Genomic DNA, 17,381 nt, shown 5'->3' with positions numbered 1-17,381 from the left:
AGAGAGACGAATCAGGCGGTGCGCGATTTCGAGGATTCGAGCCCCGGGCCGGCGACGTCGTAGATGGTATCGAGCAGGGCATTGACCTCCGGATCGGAGCGGAACGTCTCGAGCATCGGCCCTGGACCCATCCGCACCGTCAGCCAGCAGGTCTGCTCGTCGATGCAGGCGCGGAGCGCCGCGCGCACCAGCCCGACGTCGCGGCGGCCGACCGCAATCATGACGTCGCAGGCGCGCGGGATGTACTCGCCGCGAGACCGCCGCTCGTCGAGCTCGGCTTCGATGCGCGCGCAGCCGCCGGGCTGGCGCTGCAGCGCGTAGATCTTCCCGAGCATCGAGACGAAGATCGGCGCGCGCGACAGCGCGGTGGTCTGCTCCATCAGTTGTGCGGCTTCGTCGAGCTTGCCCTGGTCGTCGAGCGCGATCGCCAGCAGCCACACTCCCATCAGGAAGTCGGGCTGGAGCTGCAGCGCGCGGCGTGCCGCCTGCTCCGCCGACGCGACGTCGCCGCCAGCGAAATAGGCCATCCCGGCAGCGCCGTGGATGAACGGCGACAGGGGATCGAGCTCGATCGCCGCCGACGCTTCGACCGTTGCTTCGCCGAGACGGTACATGCCGGCCAGCGCCACACCGTGGAAGGCGCGCGCCAGCGACCAGCGCGCATTCATTTCGATGGCGCGCTTGAAGTACGGCTCGGCCTCACGCCAGCGGCGGTGGAAATAGAGCACGTGCAGCGCCTGGGCGAACTGCACCTCGGCCAGCTCGGGCGCCAGGGCCATCGCCTGCTCGACCGCGGCCTTGGCCTGCGGGTAGCAGGCCTCGATCGGCAGCCAGCCGTAGGGCCGGTAAAGCGCCCACGAATCCGCCAGCCCGGCGTAGGCGAGCGCGTAGTCGGCGTCGAGGGCGATCGCCCGTTCGAAGGACTGGATCGCCAGCCGCAGCGTGGTCGGCGAGCGCTGGTGCCAGTAGTGCCGCCCCTTCAGATATTGCTCGTAGGCCTCGAGATTGTCGGTCGGCCGCCGCACGGCGTCCTTGGCCTTGCCGAGCAGCGCCGGCGCCAGCGCCGTGACCAGCGCCGAGACGATCTCGTCCTGGATCTCGAAGACGTCGGCCATCTCGCGGTCGTAGCGCTCGGACCAGAGCTGGAAGCCGGTATCGGCATCGACCAGCGCCGCGCTCACCCGCAGCCGCGAGCCGGCCCGTCGGACGCTGCCTTCGACGATCGCGCCCACTCCCAGCGCGGCGCCGACCGCCTTGAAATCCTGTGCGTCGTCGCGGAAGCGGAACGCCGACGCCCGTGAGGCGACGCGGAGACCTCCGACGCGGCCGAGCGCGTCGATCAGGTCCTCGGTGATGCCGTCGCTGAAGAAGGCGTTGTCGGCATCGGCGCTCAGGTTGCGGAACGGCAGCACCCCGACGGACTTCTGCGCGGCCGCAGCGTGGGCGCTCGTACTGCGCGAGTGAGTGGCCGGCCCATGCAGCTCGCGCAGCGCGCGCTTCAGATCGGCGCGGACGTCGGCCGCCTGCCGATAGCGGAGCTCGCGATCCTTCTCGAGCAGCTTGGCGATGATCGCGGCGAGCGACGGTGGCAGCGCCGGATTCAGCTCGAGCACCGGCACGGGCGCCCGATTCAGAATCGCGTCGGCGATCAACCCGGTCGTCGCACCGACGAAGGCGCGGCGTCCGCTCGCCATTTCATAGAGCACCAGCCCCAGCGCGAACAGATCGGCGCGCTGGTCCAGCGTCTCGCCCCGCACCTGCTCGGGCGCCATGTAGGCGGTCGTCCCGATCGTCTCGCCGGCGTCGGTCAGCGCCGCCATCGTCGTCGCCTGCACCGATTGCGCGTCGACCAGCTTGGCGACGCCGAAATCGAGCACCTTCAGGTCACCGCGCGCCGTAATGACGACGTTGGCAGGCTTGAGATCGCGGTGGATGATGCCGCGCGCGTGCGCCGCTTCCAGCGCGTCGGTGAGCTGCATGCCCCAGTCGATGACCTGTTCGGCCGGCAGCCCGCGCTGCTCGAGCAGCGCGTACAACGGCTTGCCGTCGAGCAGTTCCATGACGATGTAGGGGCTGCCGCCGTACTCGCCGACGTCGTAGACGGCGCAGATGCGCGGATGGCTGACTGAGGCGATCGTCCGGGCTTCGCGGTTGAAGCGCTCGAGCGCCAGCGGATCGCGCGCGGCGCTCGACGGCAGCACCTTGACCGCCACGTCACGATCGAGCCGCGTGTCGCGCGCACGATGCACTTCCCCCATTCCGCCGGCGCCGAGCAGGTCCGTCACCTCGTACGGACCGATGCGGGTGCCAGGGGAAAGCGCCACGGCGCATTATCGATCGAAATGCCGCGGCCGCGGCGGCGACTGGAGACGGCCTCAGCCGGCGCAGCTGCCGCCGGCGCGAACGGAAATCATCACCAGCGGCTTCTTCGGCCCGGCGGTAAAGGCGTGCGGCAGACCGCGCGGGATCAACAGGTAGACGCCGGGACCGAGCGATTCGTCGCGCGCCCCAAGCTTGACCGTGCCCTGACCCGCGATGACATAGAGGAACTCGTCGGCATCGGCGTGCGCGTGGCTCGCGATGGCGTCGTTGATCTGGATCAGCGTGCCCGAGCCTCCCGAACTGCACCCGAGCGGCGTCGCCTTGCCGCCGGAGCGGCCGACGTAGTTCTTCTCGATGAACGCCGGCATGTCGAGGACGACGGGTTTGGCATCCGACGGCGGGGGGGCCGGAGGCGCCGGCGCCGGCACCGGCGGCGCGGCCGGCGCGGGCGGAGGCGGCAGCAGCACCAGCGTCACCTTGACGTCGATGGGAACGCTGCCGCGCGCGGCCAGCTCCTTCTCGAGCGGGACGAATCCGTCCTTCTCGAACCGGAACCGGTAGTTCCCGGCCGGCAGGTCCTCGAACACGATGCGTCCCGATTCAGTGCGGGACGCGCGTTCGGCGGCGCCCGTCAGCGCCACTTTGACGTCGGTGAGCGCGGTGCCGGATGGATCCGTTACAAGCACGGCAAAGGTTACGTTGCCGCTACGCGCCGCGCCGCCGCGCTTCGGCGCCGGCGTCTGGGCCGGCGCCGGCGTCTGGGCCGACGCTGACGTCTGGGCCGACGCCGGCGTCTGAACCGACGCCGCGACCAAAACCGCCAGCGACAGAATCACAGTCTTCTGCATGAGGTTCTCCGTCATGGATACACCACGATCCATGCCACGCGCATACAAGAGTAAGATTGCCGGCCTATGGACACAAATCCGACCAGAATCGCACTGCTGGGGACCGGCCTGCTGGGGTCGGGTATGGTCCGGCGCTTCCGCACCCAGGGGCTCGAGGTCACGGTGTGGAACCGCACCGCCGCGAAGGCCCGGGCGCTCGAGGCCGAGGGGGCTCGTGCTGCCGCCTCCCCCGCCGAGGCGGTGAGAGACGCCGGGCGCGTCCACATCGTACTGTCGGAGGACGCGGTCGTCGACGCCGTCCTGGAACAGATCCTTCCGGCGCTCGCCGCCGACGCGCTCATCGTCGATCACTCGACGACGCTGCCGGCCGCGACGCAGGCCCGCGCGGAGCGGCTGAGCGCCCGAGGCGTGCGATTCCTGCACGCGCCGGTGTTCATGTCGCCGCAGATGGCCGCCGACGGCACCGGCGTGATGATCGTGTCCGGACCGCGGCCCGAGTACGACGCGGCACGCCGCGACCTGGACGCCATGACGGGCGACGCCTGGTACGTCGGCGAGCGCCCCGACCTCGCGGCGGCCTACAAGCTGTTTGGCAACTTGATGCTGTTCGCGGTCAACGGCGGGCTTGCCGACATCTTCACCATCGCGCGCGCCAACGGCATCGATCCGCTCCAGTCGCTCGAAGTGTTCGACCACTTCAAGCTGATGGGCGGCATCCCGATGCGCGGACGGCGTATGGCGAGCGGCGATACGGCGCCTGCTTCCTTCGAGTTGACCATGGCGAGAAAGGACGTCCGCCTGATGACGGAAGCCGCCCGTGGCGGCCCGCTCCTCATCCTGCCCACCATCGCCAGGCGGATGGACGAGGTCATCGCGGAAGGCCGCGGCGATCACGACCTCGCGGCGCTCGGCGTGGCAAAACCGTAGACGGACTGGGCGCGGATATACTCCCGCGCATGTCACGCAGCTGGCTGTCTCGGGCGGCGCTCGCGATCTGCCTCGCCGCCGGGTCGATTGGCGCGGGAGCACGCCAGGCGAGCCTCCCCGCCTCCTCCCGACCGTTCTTCAACGACCTGCGCTGGAGGCCGATCGGGCCGATGCGCGCCGGCCGCACCAAAGCGCTGGCCGGCATTCCCGGTCAGCCGTTCACCTTCTACATCGGCATGGTCAACGGCGGCGTCTGGAAGACGATCAACGCGGGCCGCACCTGGACGCCAATCTTCGATGACCAGCCGACCGGATCGATCGGCTCGATTGCGGTGTCACCGTCGAATCCCGACGTCGTCTACGTCGGCAGCGGCGAAGGCCTCCAGCGTCCCGACCTGGCCATCGGGGACGGGATGTACAAGTCCACCGACGCCGGCCTGACGTGGGCGCATCTCGGCCTCCGCGACTCGCAGCAGATCGCGCGGGTCGAGGTCGACCCGACGAACCCCAACCGCCTGTTCGTCGCCGCGCTCGGCCACCCCTACGGTCCGAACGAGGAGCGAGGCATCTTCCGATCCACGGACGGCGGCGCGACGTTTCAGAAAGTGCTGTATCGCAACGCCGACACCGGCGGCAAGGACGTCGACATCGATCCCTCGAATCCGGACATCGTCTACGCGGTGCTGTTCGAAGGGCGCCAGGGCCCGTGGGAGAACGCGGCGTGGAGCGGCACCGGCGGAATCTTCAAGTCGATCGACGGCGGCTCGACCTGGAAGCCCCTCACCAACGGCCTGCCCGCGCGCATCGGCAACGCCGAGTTGACGATTGCGCCGAGCAACCCCAGGCGCCTCTACGCCTACGTGACGGCCGCCCCGGACGGCGCCGCCGTGGGCAGGGGAGGCGGAGGCGGCGGCCGCGGCAGGGGAACGGGCGCTCCCCGAAACAATCCGATCTACCGCTCCGACGACGCCGGCGAGACGTGGGCGCCGGTCTCGACCGATCCGCGCGTCGGCACGAGCAACGAGGCCTCGATCTGCGTCGATCCGAAGAATCCTGACTGGCTGATCGTCACCAGCCAGGTCACCTATCTGAGCGAGAACAGCGGCGCGTCGTGGGTACCGTTCAAGGGGGCGCCGGGAGGGGACGACTACCAGTACGCGTGGATGAACCCGATCAACCCCGACATCATCTTGCTGGCGTCCGATCAGGGCGCTGTCGTGTCGCTCGACAAAGGCCGCAGCTGGAGCTCCTGGTACACGCAGTCGACGGCGGCCATGTTCCACGTTGCCGCCGACAACGCGTTCCCGTATCGCGTCTGCGGCGGCCAGCAGGACAGCGGGTCGGCGTGCGTCGCGAGCCGCGGCGTCGATGGCGCGATCACGATGCGCGAGTGGCATCCGGTCGGCATCGAGGAATACGGCTATGCCGCCCCCGATCCGCTCGATCCCGACATCGTCTACGGCAGCAAGGTGGTGACGAAGTACGACCGACGCACCGGGCAGGTGTCCGACGTCGGCCCGATCGAGTCGGGCCGCGGCGGCCGCGGCGGCCAGGCCACCGGTCCCGTCGTCAATCGCCAGGTCCGGACACAGCCGCTCGTGTTCTCGATGGCCGACAGGAAATCACTCTTCTACGGCACCAACGTCCTGTGGAAGACGATGGACGGCGGCCGCACCTGGAAGCAGATCAGCCCGGACCTCACCCGCAAGGCGCACGAGGTGCCGAAGAGCGTCGGCACCTACACCGAGCAGGTCACGAGTGCGAAGCAGGCCGACGAGAACGGCGCGCGCGTCGTCTACACGATCGGCCCCTCCCCTCTCGACATCAGCCGCATCTGGATCGGCACCGACGACGGTGTGATTGCGACCACTGCCGACGGCGGTCTGCACTGGACGGACGTGACGCCAAAACAGATCGGCTCGTACTGGAAAGTGTTCATGATCGAGCCGGGCCGCTTCGATCCGCTGACCGCCTACGCGGCCGTCAACACGCTGCGCCTCGACGATCAGAACCCCCACCTCTTCCGCACGCACGACGGCGGGCGGACCTGGACAGAGATCGTCAGCGGCATCGCTCAGGGCGGCGCGCTCAGCGCCATTCGCGAAGACGTGAAGCGGAAAGGCCTGCTGTTTGCCGGAACAGAGACACAGGTCTACGTCTCGTTCGACGACGGCGACCACTGGGAGTCGCTGCGCCTCAACATGGCCCCCTCCTCGGTCCGCGATCTCCAGGTGAAGGACGACGACCTCATCGCCGCTACGCACGGGCGGGGAATCTGGATCCTGGATGACATCACGCCCCTGCGCCAGCGTCCCGCGACCGACGCCGACATGTTGTTCTCGCCGCAGCCGGGGCAGCGCGTGCGGTGGAACACCAACAGCGACACGCCGCTGCCGCCAGACGAGCCGCGGCATCCGAACCCTCCCGAGGGCGCGATCATCGACTACTACCTGGCGCGGGACGCGCCCGGGCCGGTGGTGCTCGAGATCCTCGATGCCGCGGGACGGCAGGTACGGCGCTATTCCAGCGCGGATCCGCCGCCGCCGCTTCCCGAGCCGAACGTGGACGCGCCCTTGCCGCTCTACTGGTATCGCAGGCCGCAGCCGCTGATGACGACCGCGGGAATGCACCGCTTCACCTGGGACGTGCACTATCAGCCGCTTCCGGGCGGCGGCGGACGCGGCGGCGGAGATCTGCCCAGCGCCGCCGTGCCGTACGACACGGCGCCGGCACCAGCGGCGCCGTGGGTCGGCCCCGGCCGCTACACGGTCAGGTTGACGGTCGGCGGCCGGGCCTACACGCAGCCGATCACCGTGACGCAGGATCCGCGCGTCACGACGCCGGCGCCCGCGATGCAGCAGGTCTACAGGCTCTCGCGCACGATGTACTTCGAGGCGAAGGCGATCGAACAGGCGGCGGCGGACGCGGAGTCGCAGGGAAAGAGCGAGGCTGCCACCGCGCTGCGCGTCGCCGCGCAGCCGCTTCGCGCCGTGATGAACTCCCTGCAGGCGGCAGATGTCCCCGCCACCGCGCGCCAACTGGCCGGCATCGCACGGGCCCGCGCCGCGGCCGCGGCCGCGATGGCGAGATGGACACCCGCAACACGGTAGATCTGCGAAGGGATCTCGGCGTCAGCGACCTCACGCTGACACAGGTCCTCTTCATCGTCGGCCTGCCGTGGGTCGGCGTCGCCGCGAAGCAGGGCCCGGCGCACGTCGTGTTGTGGCTGGCGGCCATCGTGTTCTTCTACCTGCCGTCGGCCGCGGTGGTGATCCACCTCAATCGCGCGATGCCGCTCGAGGGCGGGCTGTACCAATGGGCGAAGCTGGGGTTCAACGAGTTCGTCGGGTTCCTGGTCGCCTGGAACCTGTGGCTGTTCGCGATTCTCAACACGTCGGAAACCGGCCTGCAGGTGACCCAGTATTTTCAGTACATCCGGCCGGGGGCCGGCGGCCTCGCCGAGCAGAGCGCCCTGGTCGTCGCGATCAACGTCGTGATCCTCTCAGCGCTCGTCGCCATCACCATCGCCGGTCTCAACGTCGGCAAATGGGTTCACAAGAGCGGCGGCGCCCTGATGCTGGCCACCTTCGCGATGCTGGTGGCATTGCCGTGGCTGAATCTGTGGCACGGCTCGCTGCCCTCGTTCCACCCGCTCGCCACCGCGATGCCGGCGATGACCATCCTCGGCTTCAACATCTTCACGAAGATGGGCTTCGGGGCGCTCGGCGGGTTCGAGTACGTCGCGATCCACGCCGGCGAGTGCCGCAGTCCCGAGCGCGCGATCACGCGCTCGGTCTGGTTCGCCGCTCCCATCATCGGAGCGATGTTCGTCTTCGGCACGGCGTCCGTGCTGACGCTGGTGCCGATCGATCGCATCGATCTGATCGCGCCGATCCCGCAGGTGCTGAGCGAAGGGTTCGCGCCGCTCGGCGCGTTCCGGTGGATCGCGCCGGCGGCGATCGTGGTCCTGCTCTGCATCCGCGTCGCACAGGCCAGCGTGATGTTCGCCGGCAACACCCGGCTGCCGATGGTCGCCGGCTGGGACGGGCTGCTGCCGGCGTGGTTCACGCGCCTGCATCCGCGGCGGCAGACACCGGTCAACTCGATCGTGTTCGTCGGCGCGGTGACACTGGCCTTCAGCATCGCCGGACAGATCGGCGTCGGCAAGCAGGAAGCCTTCCAGCTGCTGTGGAACGCCTCCGGCATTTTCTACGCCCTCACCTACCTGGTGATGTTTGCGCTGCCGATCGCCGACGTCCGTTCACCGGCGTGGCTGAGGCTGGCCGCCGCCTCCGGACTGCTGATGACGCTCGCGTTCGTCGTGCTCTCGATTCTGCCGATCATCTCGGTCGAGAGCCGGCTGGCCTTCGCGGTCAAGATCGGCGGCGTCGTGGCAGCCGCGAATGTCATCGGCGCGGTCGTCTTCCTGAACGCGCGGCGGCGGTCAGTGCACGGTTGACGCGTCCTGAACGACGAGACGGCCCGGCTGCAGTGTGACGGTGAAGGTGGCGCCGCAGCCAGGCCCTTCGCTCTGGGCGCGGATCGATCCGCCGTGCGCCTCGACCAGCTCCCGCGCGATCGACAGCCCGAGGCCGACGCCGGCCGCCGTGCCCCGCGTCTGGTCGGCCTGGCGGAACGCGTCGAATACGTGCGGCAGGAACTCCGGCGCGATGCCGGCGCCGCTGTCGGTGATGCGGATCTCCGCCGCATCGTCGATGGTACGCGCGGCGATCTCGATGCGCCCCCCGTCAGGGGTGAACTTCAGTGCGTTGCCGACGAGATTGAAGAACACCTGTTCCAGACGCCGGCGGTCGCCGCGCACCACGAGCGCCGGCACGGGCGCCAGGTCGAGGGCCTGGCCGCGGGCGGCGGCGACAGGAACGTTCGATTCGACGATGGCGCGCAGCAGCGCGCGCAGGTCGATGTCCTCGACCGACAGCGTCAGCCGGCCGGACCGGATGCGCGAGAAATCGAGCAGCTCTTCGACCAGGTGCTGCTGCCGCCTGGCGTTGTCGGTGATGGATTCCAGCGCCCGTTCGGCGGCCGCGCCGTCGAGCGATCCCTGCTGCAGGATCGACGTCCAGCCCAGGATCGCGTTGAGCGGTCCGCGGAGATCGTGCGAGAGAATCGAGACGAATTCGTCCTTCTGGCGATTGGCGCTTTCCGCCTCGGCGCGGGCCAGCTGGGCCTCTTCGTAGAGCCGCGCCCGGTGGACGGCCTGCGCGCAGTGCTGCGCGACCGAGGCCAGCAGCGCGCGATATTCGTCGTCGAAGTTGACCGGCGCCGTGAAGTGGAACGCGGCGACGCCGGCGACGTCGCCTTCGACGATGAGCGGCAGCGCGGCCGACGACACGTAGCCGCCGTCGGCGGCGATCGCCGCCGAGCGCGGATAGCGATCCTGCCATTCGGCGAACGAGCCGACCAGCACCGGCTCGCGCTGCGCGACCGCGGCGGTTTCACACAGGCCCGCGTCGGCCTCGTAGCGGGCGGCGTCGCCGCGCGCCGCCGGCACGTCCGAGTAGATGGTCTCGAACCCGGCGCCGGCCTCGACCAGCATCGCCACCTCGCCGCTGGCGGCGCCGAGCACGTTGCGTCCGTGTTCGACGACGGCGCGCGCCACCGCCTCGAGCGTCGCCGCCTGCGACAGCGCGGCGGCGAACCAGTGCAGACGGCTGGTCCGCGCGGCCAGCGCGCGATAGCGGGTTTCGCTGGCGCGCAGCGCCTGCTCGACCCGCTGCCGCTCCTCGAGCGCCCGCGCCGCGCGCGTGCGCATCGCGTCGGCCTCGTCGCGGGCGGCCAGCGCGGCATCGAGCTGCCAGGTGCGATCCAGCGCCTGCGCCGCGCGATGCGCCGTCGCCTCCAGATACTCGCGATCGGCCGCCGAGAACTCGCGCGGCGCGCCGAAGTCGAGCTGCAGCACCGCGACGACGCGGCTGCCGATCATCAGCGGGACCGCCGCCGCGGCGCGGAAGCCGCCGTCGGCTCGTCCGGACTCGATGGCGCGGGCCTGCGGGTTCTCGACGAAGACCGCCGCGCCGCGCCCGACGGCGTCCGACGCCGTGAGCTTGCGGCCCGCCACGATCGCCGCGCGCAGCGCGGGCTCGTCGGTGCCGTAGCCGATCGCATGGGCAACCTCTCCCAGCCGGCCTCCGAGGTCGACGAGGATCAGGACGCCGGCGTCCGCCTCGAGGGCCTGGGCCGGCTCGAGCACCGCCGCTTCGGCCGCGGCGGACGGCGTGCGCGCCGCGGCCAGCGCAGCGATCGACTGCGCGAGGCGCTCGGACTGATGGGCGGCGGTCTCGGCGTGCTGCAGCCGGCGGCGGCTGGCCGACGCGCGGTTGACGCTGCGGATCGCCAGGAGCCCGGCCACAATCCAGGTGGCGCAGTAGACGGCGATGGCGCCGGACACGGCCGGGGTGCCGCCGGCCGGAAGGAATCGGAGGCCGGCGACGAACACCCAGACGAGCGCGGCGGCCCCGAGCGCCATCGTCGACACGCGCAGGATGCTTCGGCGGAGCGGAGCGGATGATTCGGACTGCACGTCGTCTCCGAGCCATCTCGCAGGAATGGCCGAGCCCGTCGAGCTCGTGTTCAGGCTACCACGGCAGGGGCGGTGCGGGCGATGATGATCGCGTGCTCACGTCACGCGAACGCCAGCGCCGTGTTCTCGTGCTGGACGCGCTCGATCGGCGCATCCGTCAGTTTCGCGCGCGCGACGGCGCGTGGCCGTTCCGGCTGCCGAACGATCCGATCGACCTCGAGTCGATCGTCAGCGAGGCGCTTGGCGAGCCGGGCACGCGGCTGTCGCACGACGCGCTGCGGACGCGCAGCGTGCTGCGGCTCACCTGGTCGACGGGCGACGAGTGGGAGCTGTGGGCGATCGCGTTGCCATCGGGCCTACAGGTCTACTGCGACGGCGACGCGGACGAGACGCGCGTGCTCGCGTCGGCCCGGCGCGGCAACCCGTCGGATGCCGACGGGTTCTTTCTGGAGCGCCTGGCCGAAACGCACGGTCAGCTGTTCGGGATCGAGATGGCGGGGGCGCCGCCCGAGCGTGTGCGCAGCTCGATTGGCGACCGCGCGTTTCTCGCCGAGGTGTTCGTCGACCTGTTCGAGGGAACCGACGCGGAACCGGCGTTGCGAGCCGACCCGCGGTCGTCCGCGCATGCGTCCGATTTCCACGCGGTCGTCGCCGCCTGGCTCGATCGGGTGCTGTCCGCCCCGCCGGCGGCGCGCCGCCAGCGCCGCGTGCGCGACGAAGATCCGTCGCTGTCAACCTGACGCGTCTGGCTGCGCTCGCCGATGACGGCGACGGCGGGCGCCGCACGCGGTGCGTCCTCGCGCCCGTGGTAGTGTCGTCCGCGCGATGAGACGTCCGCGCTTCTGGATCGCGCTCGCCCTCGCCTCGGCGGCGGCCGTCGCCGTCGGCGCCCACTACTTCCCCGACGCCTTCGCGATCGTCGCGCTCGACATCACCATGGATCGCGCGCACGCGCTCGCCGAGGCGCGGGCGATCGCGGCGCGCGACGGCCTCGGTCCACCACGCTTCACCCAGGCGGCCTCGTTTGCCGGCGACGACGAGGCGCAGACGTTCGTGGAGCTGGAGGGCGGCGGTACCAGCGCCTTCACACGCATGCTGCGCGACCGCGTCTACGCCGCCTACACGTGGCGGGTCCGCCATTTCACGGCCGGCGAGACGAACGAGACGACGATCAGATTCACCCCGGACGGACAGCCGTACGGTTTCACCGAGACGCTGAAGGAAGACGCGCCGGGGCCGGCGCTCGGCGCCGCGGCGGCGCAGCGCGTCGCCGAGAGCGGGGCGGCCTCGCGCTGGCACGTGCCGCTCGACAGATTCACGCTCGTCGAGCAGGGCGCGGACCGGCGCCAGTCCGGGCGCGTCGATCACACGTTCACCTACGAACGATCCGATGTCACCTTCAACGAGGGCCGGATCCGGGTGCGCCTCACCGTCGCCGGCGACCGGCTGACCGGCGTCGACTACTTCGTCAAGATTCCCGAAGCCTTCACCCGACGCTACGCGAGCATGCGCTCGGCGAACGAGCTGATCGGGGTCGGTTCGGTCGTCGGCATGGTGGTGCTCTACGTGCTCGGCGGGATCGGGGTGGGGCTCTTCTTCATGATGCGCCGCCGTTGGGTGCTGTGGCGCACCGCCGCCATCTGGGGCACCGTCGTCAGCGCGCTGCAGGCGCTGGCGACGATCAACGAGCTGCCGCTGGCCTGGATGACCTACGACACGGCCATCCCGCGCGCGACGTTTCTGGCGCAGCAGACTGCGCTGGTGGTGGCGAGCTTCGTCGGCTTCTCCGTCTTCTTCGCTCTCTCGTTCATGGCGGCCGAGACGCTGTCGCGCCGCGCCTTCGGTCACCATCCGCAGCTCTGGCACGTGTGGGGACGTCAGCAGGGCGCGTCCGTCCAGATCCTCGGCCGCACCGTCGGCGGCTACCTGCTGGTCTCGCTTTTCTTCGCGTATGACGTGGTGCTGTACCTCGTCATGACCCGCGTCTTCCACTGGTGGAGCCCGGCCGAGGCACTCGTGCATCCGGATGTGCTCGCCACCTACGCGCCCTGGCTGTCGGCGATCGCCAATTCCCTCCAGGCCGGCTTCTGGGAGGAATCGCTCTTCCGCGCCGTACCGCTCGCCGGCGCCGCGCTCATCGGCGATCGATTCGGCATGCGAAGGCCCTTCATCGTGGCGGGCCTCGTCGTCGAAGCGATCGTCTTCGGCGCGGGGCACGCCCCGTATCCGAACCAACCCGCCTACGCGAGGCCGGTCGAACTGATCATCCCCTCGATCGGCTTCGGCCTGCTCTATCTCTACTACGGGCTGGTGCCCGGCATCATCCTCCACTTCACGTTCGACGTTGTCTGGTTTGCGCTGCCCATCTTCATGGTGAAGGCGCCCGGCATCTGGGTGCAGCAGGTGATGCTCGTCGGCATGACGCTGGTACCGCTCTGGGTGGTGTTCTGGCGACGGCGGCAGGCGGGACGGTGGACCGAACTCTCTCCGGCCGACGATAACGCGGCGTGGCAGCCTCCGCCCGCCGCGCCGACGCCGGCCGACATCGTGGTGATACCGGCTCAGCGTCTGTCGGTCGCGGCGCAGCGCGTCTGGATGGCGCTCGGCGTCGCCGCTCTCGTGGCGCTGACGGTGACGTATCTGCGCGGAACCGCCAACCCGTACGGCCCGATCGCGACCGGCCGCCGGCAGGCCGAATCGATCGCGCGCGGCGAACTGCAGCGCCGCGGACTCACGCTGTCGCCGAAATGGCGCGTGCTGGCGCAGCCGGAGGATGGCAGCGGCGGACCGCAGCAGTTCGTCTACGAGACGGCGGGCGAACGCCGCTGGATCGAACTGCTCGGCGTCTACCTGCCCAGGCCGCGCTGGCGCGTCCGGATCGCCACTTTCGAAGGAGACATCGCGGATCGCGCGGAAGAGTGGCACGTCATGGTCGCCGCCGACGGACACGTGCGCAGCGTCCAGCACACGGTGCCGGAAGGCCGCGCCGGCGTCTCGCGCGACGAAGGGACGGCGCGGCAACTGGCGCTGGCAGCCATCGTGGAGCGCTACGGGCTGACGCGCGGGCAATTGAAAGACGTGTCGGCGCAGCCCGAGAAGCAGAAAGCGCGCACCGACTGGACGTTCACGTTCGCCGACACGACGATCGCGCCGCTTCCGCAGGGCGAGCCGTGGATAGAAGTGGGCATCTCGGGAGACGAGGTGACGTCGATCGGCCGATTCATCCACGTCCCCGAGGAATGGACGCGCCAACAGCGCGCCGCCACCACGCGCAACACCGTGATCCAGATCGCCATCGCCGTGCTCTCAGCCGGGTTGCTGCTTGGCGCCGCGATCACCGGCATGATCCTGTGGAGCCGCCGGCGCTACGCGGTGACGCTGTGCGTGGCGGCCACCGCCATCGTCCTCGCCGCGTCGGCGATGGTCCTGTTCAACAGCTGGCCGTCCGTCGTCGCCAGCCTGACGACCGCGGCGCCGCTCGAGCTGCAGCTCGTCGGCGTGGTTGCGGTGGGCCTGGTCGGCGTCGCGATGCTCGCCGCGATGGTCGGGCTGGCGATGGGCGCGCTGCCCGGTCGTCTCAAAGGATTGGCGCATGAGCCGGACGCGGTGGCGTGGCGGCTCGGGATCGCCGCCGGACTCACCGGCGCTGGAGCGGCCGCGATCGCCGGCGCCGCACGGTCGGCGCCGTGGGCGCGCTTTCCCGATGTGGCCCCGCTCGGCACCTTCGTGCCGGCGCTCGCCGCCGCGCTGGGCCCAGTGACGAGCTACATGACGCAGCTCGTCGTGGTGACCGCAACCCTCGCGGCGATCAGCGGCTGGACCGCGTCGTGGACGCGGCGGCGAGTGGCGGGGAGCGTGGCGGTGCTGATGCTCGGGTTCCTCGCGGCGGGCGCGCCACCCGGCTCACACCTGGCAGGCTGGGCCGTCGGCGGCGCGATCACGGCAGCGTCGCTGCTCCTCGCGTACGTCACGCTGCTGCGCTTCGATCTCACCATGGCGGCGGTGACGCTTGGCGTGATGTGGTCGGTCCGTCTGTTCGCGCGCGCCATGGAAGAGCCATACCCCGGCGCGATGGCCGGCGCCCTGCTCGGTGCGCTGTTCGTCACCGCACTCGCGGCGGGCTGGTTCCGTGCGCTGCGCCGCGCGGTGGCCGCGGAACCTGCTATATAGTGTGCTATTCGTTCTGCTTCAGGAGGAGATGTTCCATGCGTGTAGCTACAGTCACCGCGATCGCGTTCGCCGGTGCCCTGACGATGACCCAGCTGTCGGCGCAGCAGCCCCCGGCGGGCGGCGGGCGCATGGGCGGCATGAACATGCAGGACGTCGCGCACAAGGTGCCGAACGGCGGGATCCGCGGGTCCGGCTGGCAGGGGCGACCCGACCCGGGCACCGGCGCGATGAACGATTCGAGCCTTGACGCGAAGGGCTCCGATCTCGAGATCCACACCGGTCCGGCGATGCTCTACTGGAACACCGCCAACAAGACGAGCGGCGACTTCACCGTGTCGGCGACCTTCACCGAGCCGAAGTACATGTCGTCGAACGATCATCCGCATCCGTACGGCGTGTTCATCGGCGGCAACGATCTCGACGGCGCCAACGCCTCGGCGCTCTACTGCGCGGTCTACGGCAACGGCAACGTGATCATGCGCGCCTTCCCGACGTCGTTCGCGCCAGGCACCGGCCGCCGCCCGGCGGCCAACGAAGCCGCTCACAAGGCCGCCGGCAAGGGAGAACCCGTGACGCAGACGGTCTCGATGAGCGTCAAGGGAGACACCGTCGACTGCAGCGTCAACGGCACGAGCGTCGCCTCTCTGAAGAAGGCGGATCTGGTCGGTGACGGCAAGCTGAAGTCGATCGACGGTTTCGCCGGGGTCCGCGTCGCCCACAACGTCGACGTCGACGTGAAGGACTTCAAGGTCAGCAAGTAAACCGGCGGTGCGCCGTCCGCAGCTGCCCCATCCCCTCGCGCTGCTGACGGCCTGCGTCCTCGCCGCTGCCATCCTGACGTGGATCGTTCCGGCCGGTCAGTACGACCGCCGGGACGATCCCGCCACCGGGCGTAAAATCGTCGTCGCCAGCTCCTTCCACCACGTCGACGCCCGCCCGCTCGGACCTTTCGACACGCTGCTCGCGATTCCGCACGGCCTCACCGACGCCGCGTCCGTCATCTTCTTCGTGTTCCTGGTCGGCGGCGCCTTCACCGTCGTCGAGGAGACCGGGGCCCTGCGCCAGGCGGTCGGATCGCTGGTGCTCGCCGCCGGCGATCGCGGCACGCTGGTGATCCCGATCGTCTCGCTGGCCTTCGCGGCCGCCGGCGCGCTCGAGAACATGGCCGAGGAGATCATCGCGCTGGTCCCGGTGCTGATGCTGGTCACGCGTCGTCTCGGCTTCGATGCCATCACCGGGGTGGCGATCAGCATCGGCGCCGCCGCCATCGGCGCGGCGTTCAGCCCGATCAATCCCTTTCAGGTGCAGATCGCCCAGAAGGTCGCGGGACTGCCGCTGCTCTCGGCCTGGGTCTACCGGACCGTCGTCATGGGGCTGGCGCTCGCGATCTGGATCGGCTGGACATGGCGTCACGCGCTGCGCACGCGACGCGCGCCGGAAGCGGCAGAGGCGGGCGACTCGTCACTTCCGCGGCGCCTGACGGCCGTGCTCGCCATCGTCATCGTCACCTTCGTGGTCTTCATCTATGGCGTGCTCCGCCTCGGGTGGGACTTCGATCAGATGGGCGCGTTGTTCTTCGCGATGGGGCTCGCCGCCGGCCTGATCGGCGGCCTCGGCGTCGGCGGGACGTCGCAGGCGTTCGTCAACGGCTTCGGCGCGATGGCGATGGCGGCCATGCTGATCGGCTTCGCGCGCGCCATCTTCATGGCGCTCGACCAGGGGCGCATCGTCGACACGATCGTGTCGGCGCTGGTGGCGCCGCTGCAGCACCTGCCGGTCGTGGTCTGTGCGGTGGCGATGCTGGGCGTCCAGGCGCTGCTGCACTTCCCCGTCCCGAGCGTCAGCGGACAGGCGGTGCTGACGATGCCGCTGCTCGTGCCGGTGTCGGACGTGATTGGCTTGTCACGCCAGGTGACGGTCCTGGCGTTTCAGTACGGCGCCGGGTTGACCGAGTTCGTCACCCCGACCAACGGCGCCATCGTCGGAGTGGTCGCCGCGTCGCGCGTGAAGTTCTCCGACTGGCTGTCGTTCGCCATACCGATCTATCTGCTGCTGTTGCTCTTCTCGGCGATCGCGATCGCGATCGCCGTCCTGGTCGGAGTGGTCTAAACGAGCCATGATTCTCGACACCATCAGCTCAGCCGAACGATACACGGCCCTGCACCGCCGTTTCGGTCGCGCGTTCCGCTTTCTCGCCAATACGGACCTCGAGGCGCTCCACGACGGGCGCACCGACATCGACGGCGACCAGATGTTCGTCCTCCTCAATCGCAAAGACGGCCGCGGCCGCGACGGCGCGCGTCTCGAGGCGCACCGCCGCTACATCGATATCCAGTACACGATCCGCGGCGAGGAAGAGATCGGCTGGACACCGCTGGCGACGTGTGTCGGCGCCGACGGGGCGTTCGACACGGAGAAGGACATCGTCTTTTTTGACGACGTACCGTCGGCGTGGCTGCGCGTGCCACGCGGGACGTTTGCGATCTTCTTCCCCGGCGACGCGCACGCGCCGCTCGGCGGGAACGGTCCGCTCGTCAAGGCCATCGTCAAGGTCGCGTTGTAGCGAGCCGCTC

The 17,381-nt window shown here is 69.9% G+C and carries 11 protein-coding genes; 8 read left to right on the top strand and 3 right to left on the bottom strand.

The window, feature by feature from the left end:
- Positions 1-11: 11 nt before the first annotated feature.
- Entirely contained in the window at positions 12-2,324 is a 2,313-nt protein-coding gene (locus VGI12_01545) for a protein kinase (protein ID HEY2431326.1), read from the bottom strand.
- A gap of 51 nt (positions 2,325-2,375) precedes the next feature.
- Positions 2,376-3,170: a cupin domain-containing protein gene (locus VGI12_01540; protein ID HEY2431325.1), complete on the bottom strand. Its 795-nt coding sequence runs from the start codon at positions 3,168-3,170 to the stop codon at positions 2,376-2,378.
- Positions 3,171-3,236: 66 nt separating this feature from the next.
- On the opposite strand from VGI12_01540, the gene VGI12_01535 reads away from it, so the two are divergent.
- The 3 genes from VGI12_01535 to VGI12_01525 are packed head-to-tail and all read left to right on the top strand — an operon-like array spanning position 3,237 to position 8,556.
- Entirely contained in the window at positions 3,237-4,097 is an 861-nt protein-coding gene (locus VGI12_01535) for an NAD(P)-binding domain-containing protein (protein ID HEY2431324.1), read from the top strand.
- A 29-nt stretch (positions 4,098-4,126) separates the two neighbouring features.
- Entirely contained in the window at positions 4,127-7,207 is a 3,081-nt protein-coding gene (locus VGI12_01530) for a hypothetical protein (GenBank protein ID HEY2431323.1), read from the top strand.
- On the top strand, positions 7,186-8,556 hold the full coding sequence (locus VGI12_01525) for an APC family permease (protein HEY2431322.1): 1,371 nt from the start codon (positions 7,186-7,188) through the stop codon (positions 8,554-8,556). Before VGI12_01530 ends, VGI12_01525 begins: the two co-directional genes overlap by 22 nt.
- Here VGI12_01525 and VGI12_01520 read toward each other — a convergent pair.
- Positions 8,542-10,638, bottom strand: a complete 2,097-nt coding sequence (locus VGI12_01520; GenBank protein ID HEY2431321.1) for an ATP-binding protein — start codon at positions 10,636-10,638, stop codon at positions 8,542-8,544. The genes VGI12_01525 and VGI12_01520 overlap by 15 nt on opposite strands.
- Before the next feature lie 92 nt (positions 10,639-10,730).
- Between VGI12_01520 and VGI12_01515 the strand changes: the two genes are divergently transcribed.
- From VGI12_01515 to VGI12_01495, 5 genes are all read left to right on the top strand, one after another.
- Positions 10,731-11,378, top strand: coding sequence for a hypothetical protein (locus VGI12_01515; GenBank protein ID HEY2431320.1), 648 nt, complete (start codon positions 10,731-10,733; stop codon positions 11,376-11,378).
- An 85-nt stretch (positions 11,379-11,463) separates the two neighbouring features.
- Positions 11,464-14,808, top strand: a complete 3,345-nt coding sequence (locus VGI12_01510) for a CPBP family intramembrane glutamic endopeptidase (GenBank protein HEY2431319.1) — start codon at positions 11,464-11,466, stop codon at positions 14,806-14,808.
- Positions 14,809-14,843: 35 nt separating this feature from the next.
- Complete coding sequence (locus VGI12_01505; GenBank protein HEY2431318.1) at positions 14,844-15,569, top strand: hypothetical protein; 726 nt, start codon at positions 14,844-14,846, stop codon at positions 15,567-15,569.
- A gap of 7 nt (positions 15,570-15,576) precedes the next feature.
- Entirely contained in the window at positions 15,577-16,917 is a 1,341-nt protein-coding gene (locus VGI12_01500; GenBank protein ID HEY2431317.1) for a hypothetical protein, read from the top strand.
- Positions 16,918-16,924: 7 nt separating this feature from the next.
- Entirely contained in the window at positions 16,925-17,371 is a 447-nt protein-coding gene (locus VGI12_01495) for a YhcH/YjgK/YiaL family protein (protein HEY2431316.1), read from the top strand.
- Positions 17,372-17,381 lie beyond the last annotated feature (10 nt).

It is taken from the genome of Vicinamibacterales bacterium (genome assembly GCA_036496585.1).
Taxonomy (GTDB): domain Bacteria; phylum Acidobacteriota; class Vicinamibacteria; order Vicinamibacterales; family 2-12-FULL-66-21; genus JAICSD01.
Note: the sequence above shows the minus strand (reverse complement) of the source record. Positions and strands in the feature narration are given on the sequence as shown.

Bases quoted from the DNA above. Each gene is read 5' to 3' on its own strand.
- VGI12_01540 (HEY2431325.1), bottom strand. From the start codon at position 3,170: ATGCAGAAGACTGTGATTCTGTCGCTGGCGGTTTTGGTCGCGGCGTCG.
- VGI12_01535 (HEY2431324.1), top strand. From the start codon at position 3,237: ATGGACACAAATCCGACCAGAATCGCACTGCTGGGGACCGGCCTGCTG.
- VGI12_01530 (HEY2431323.1), top strand. From the start codon at position 4,127: ATGTCACGCAGCTGGCTGTCTCGGGCGGCGCTCGCGATCTGCCTCGCC.
- VGI12_01525 (HEY2431322.1), top strand. From the start codon at position 7,186: ATGGACACCCGCAACACGGTAGATCTGCGAAGGGATCTCGGCGTCAGC.
- VGI12_01510 (HEY2431319.1), top strand. From the start codon at position 11,464: ATGAGACGTCCGCGCTTCTGGATCGCGCTCGCCCTCGCCTCGGCGGCG.
- VGI12_01505 (HEY2431318.1), top strand. From the start codon at position 14,844: ATGCGTGTAGCTACAGTCACCGCGATCGCGTTCGCCGGTGCCCTGACG.
- VGI12_01495 (HEY2431316.1), top strand. From the start codon at position 16,925: ATGATTCTCGACACCATCAGCTCAGCCGAACGATACACGGCCCTGCAC.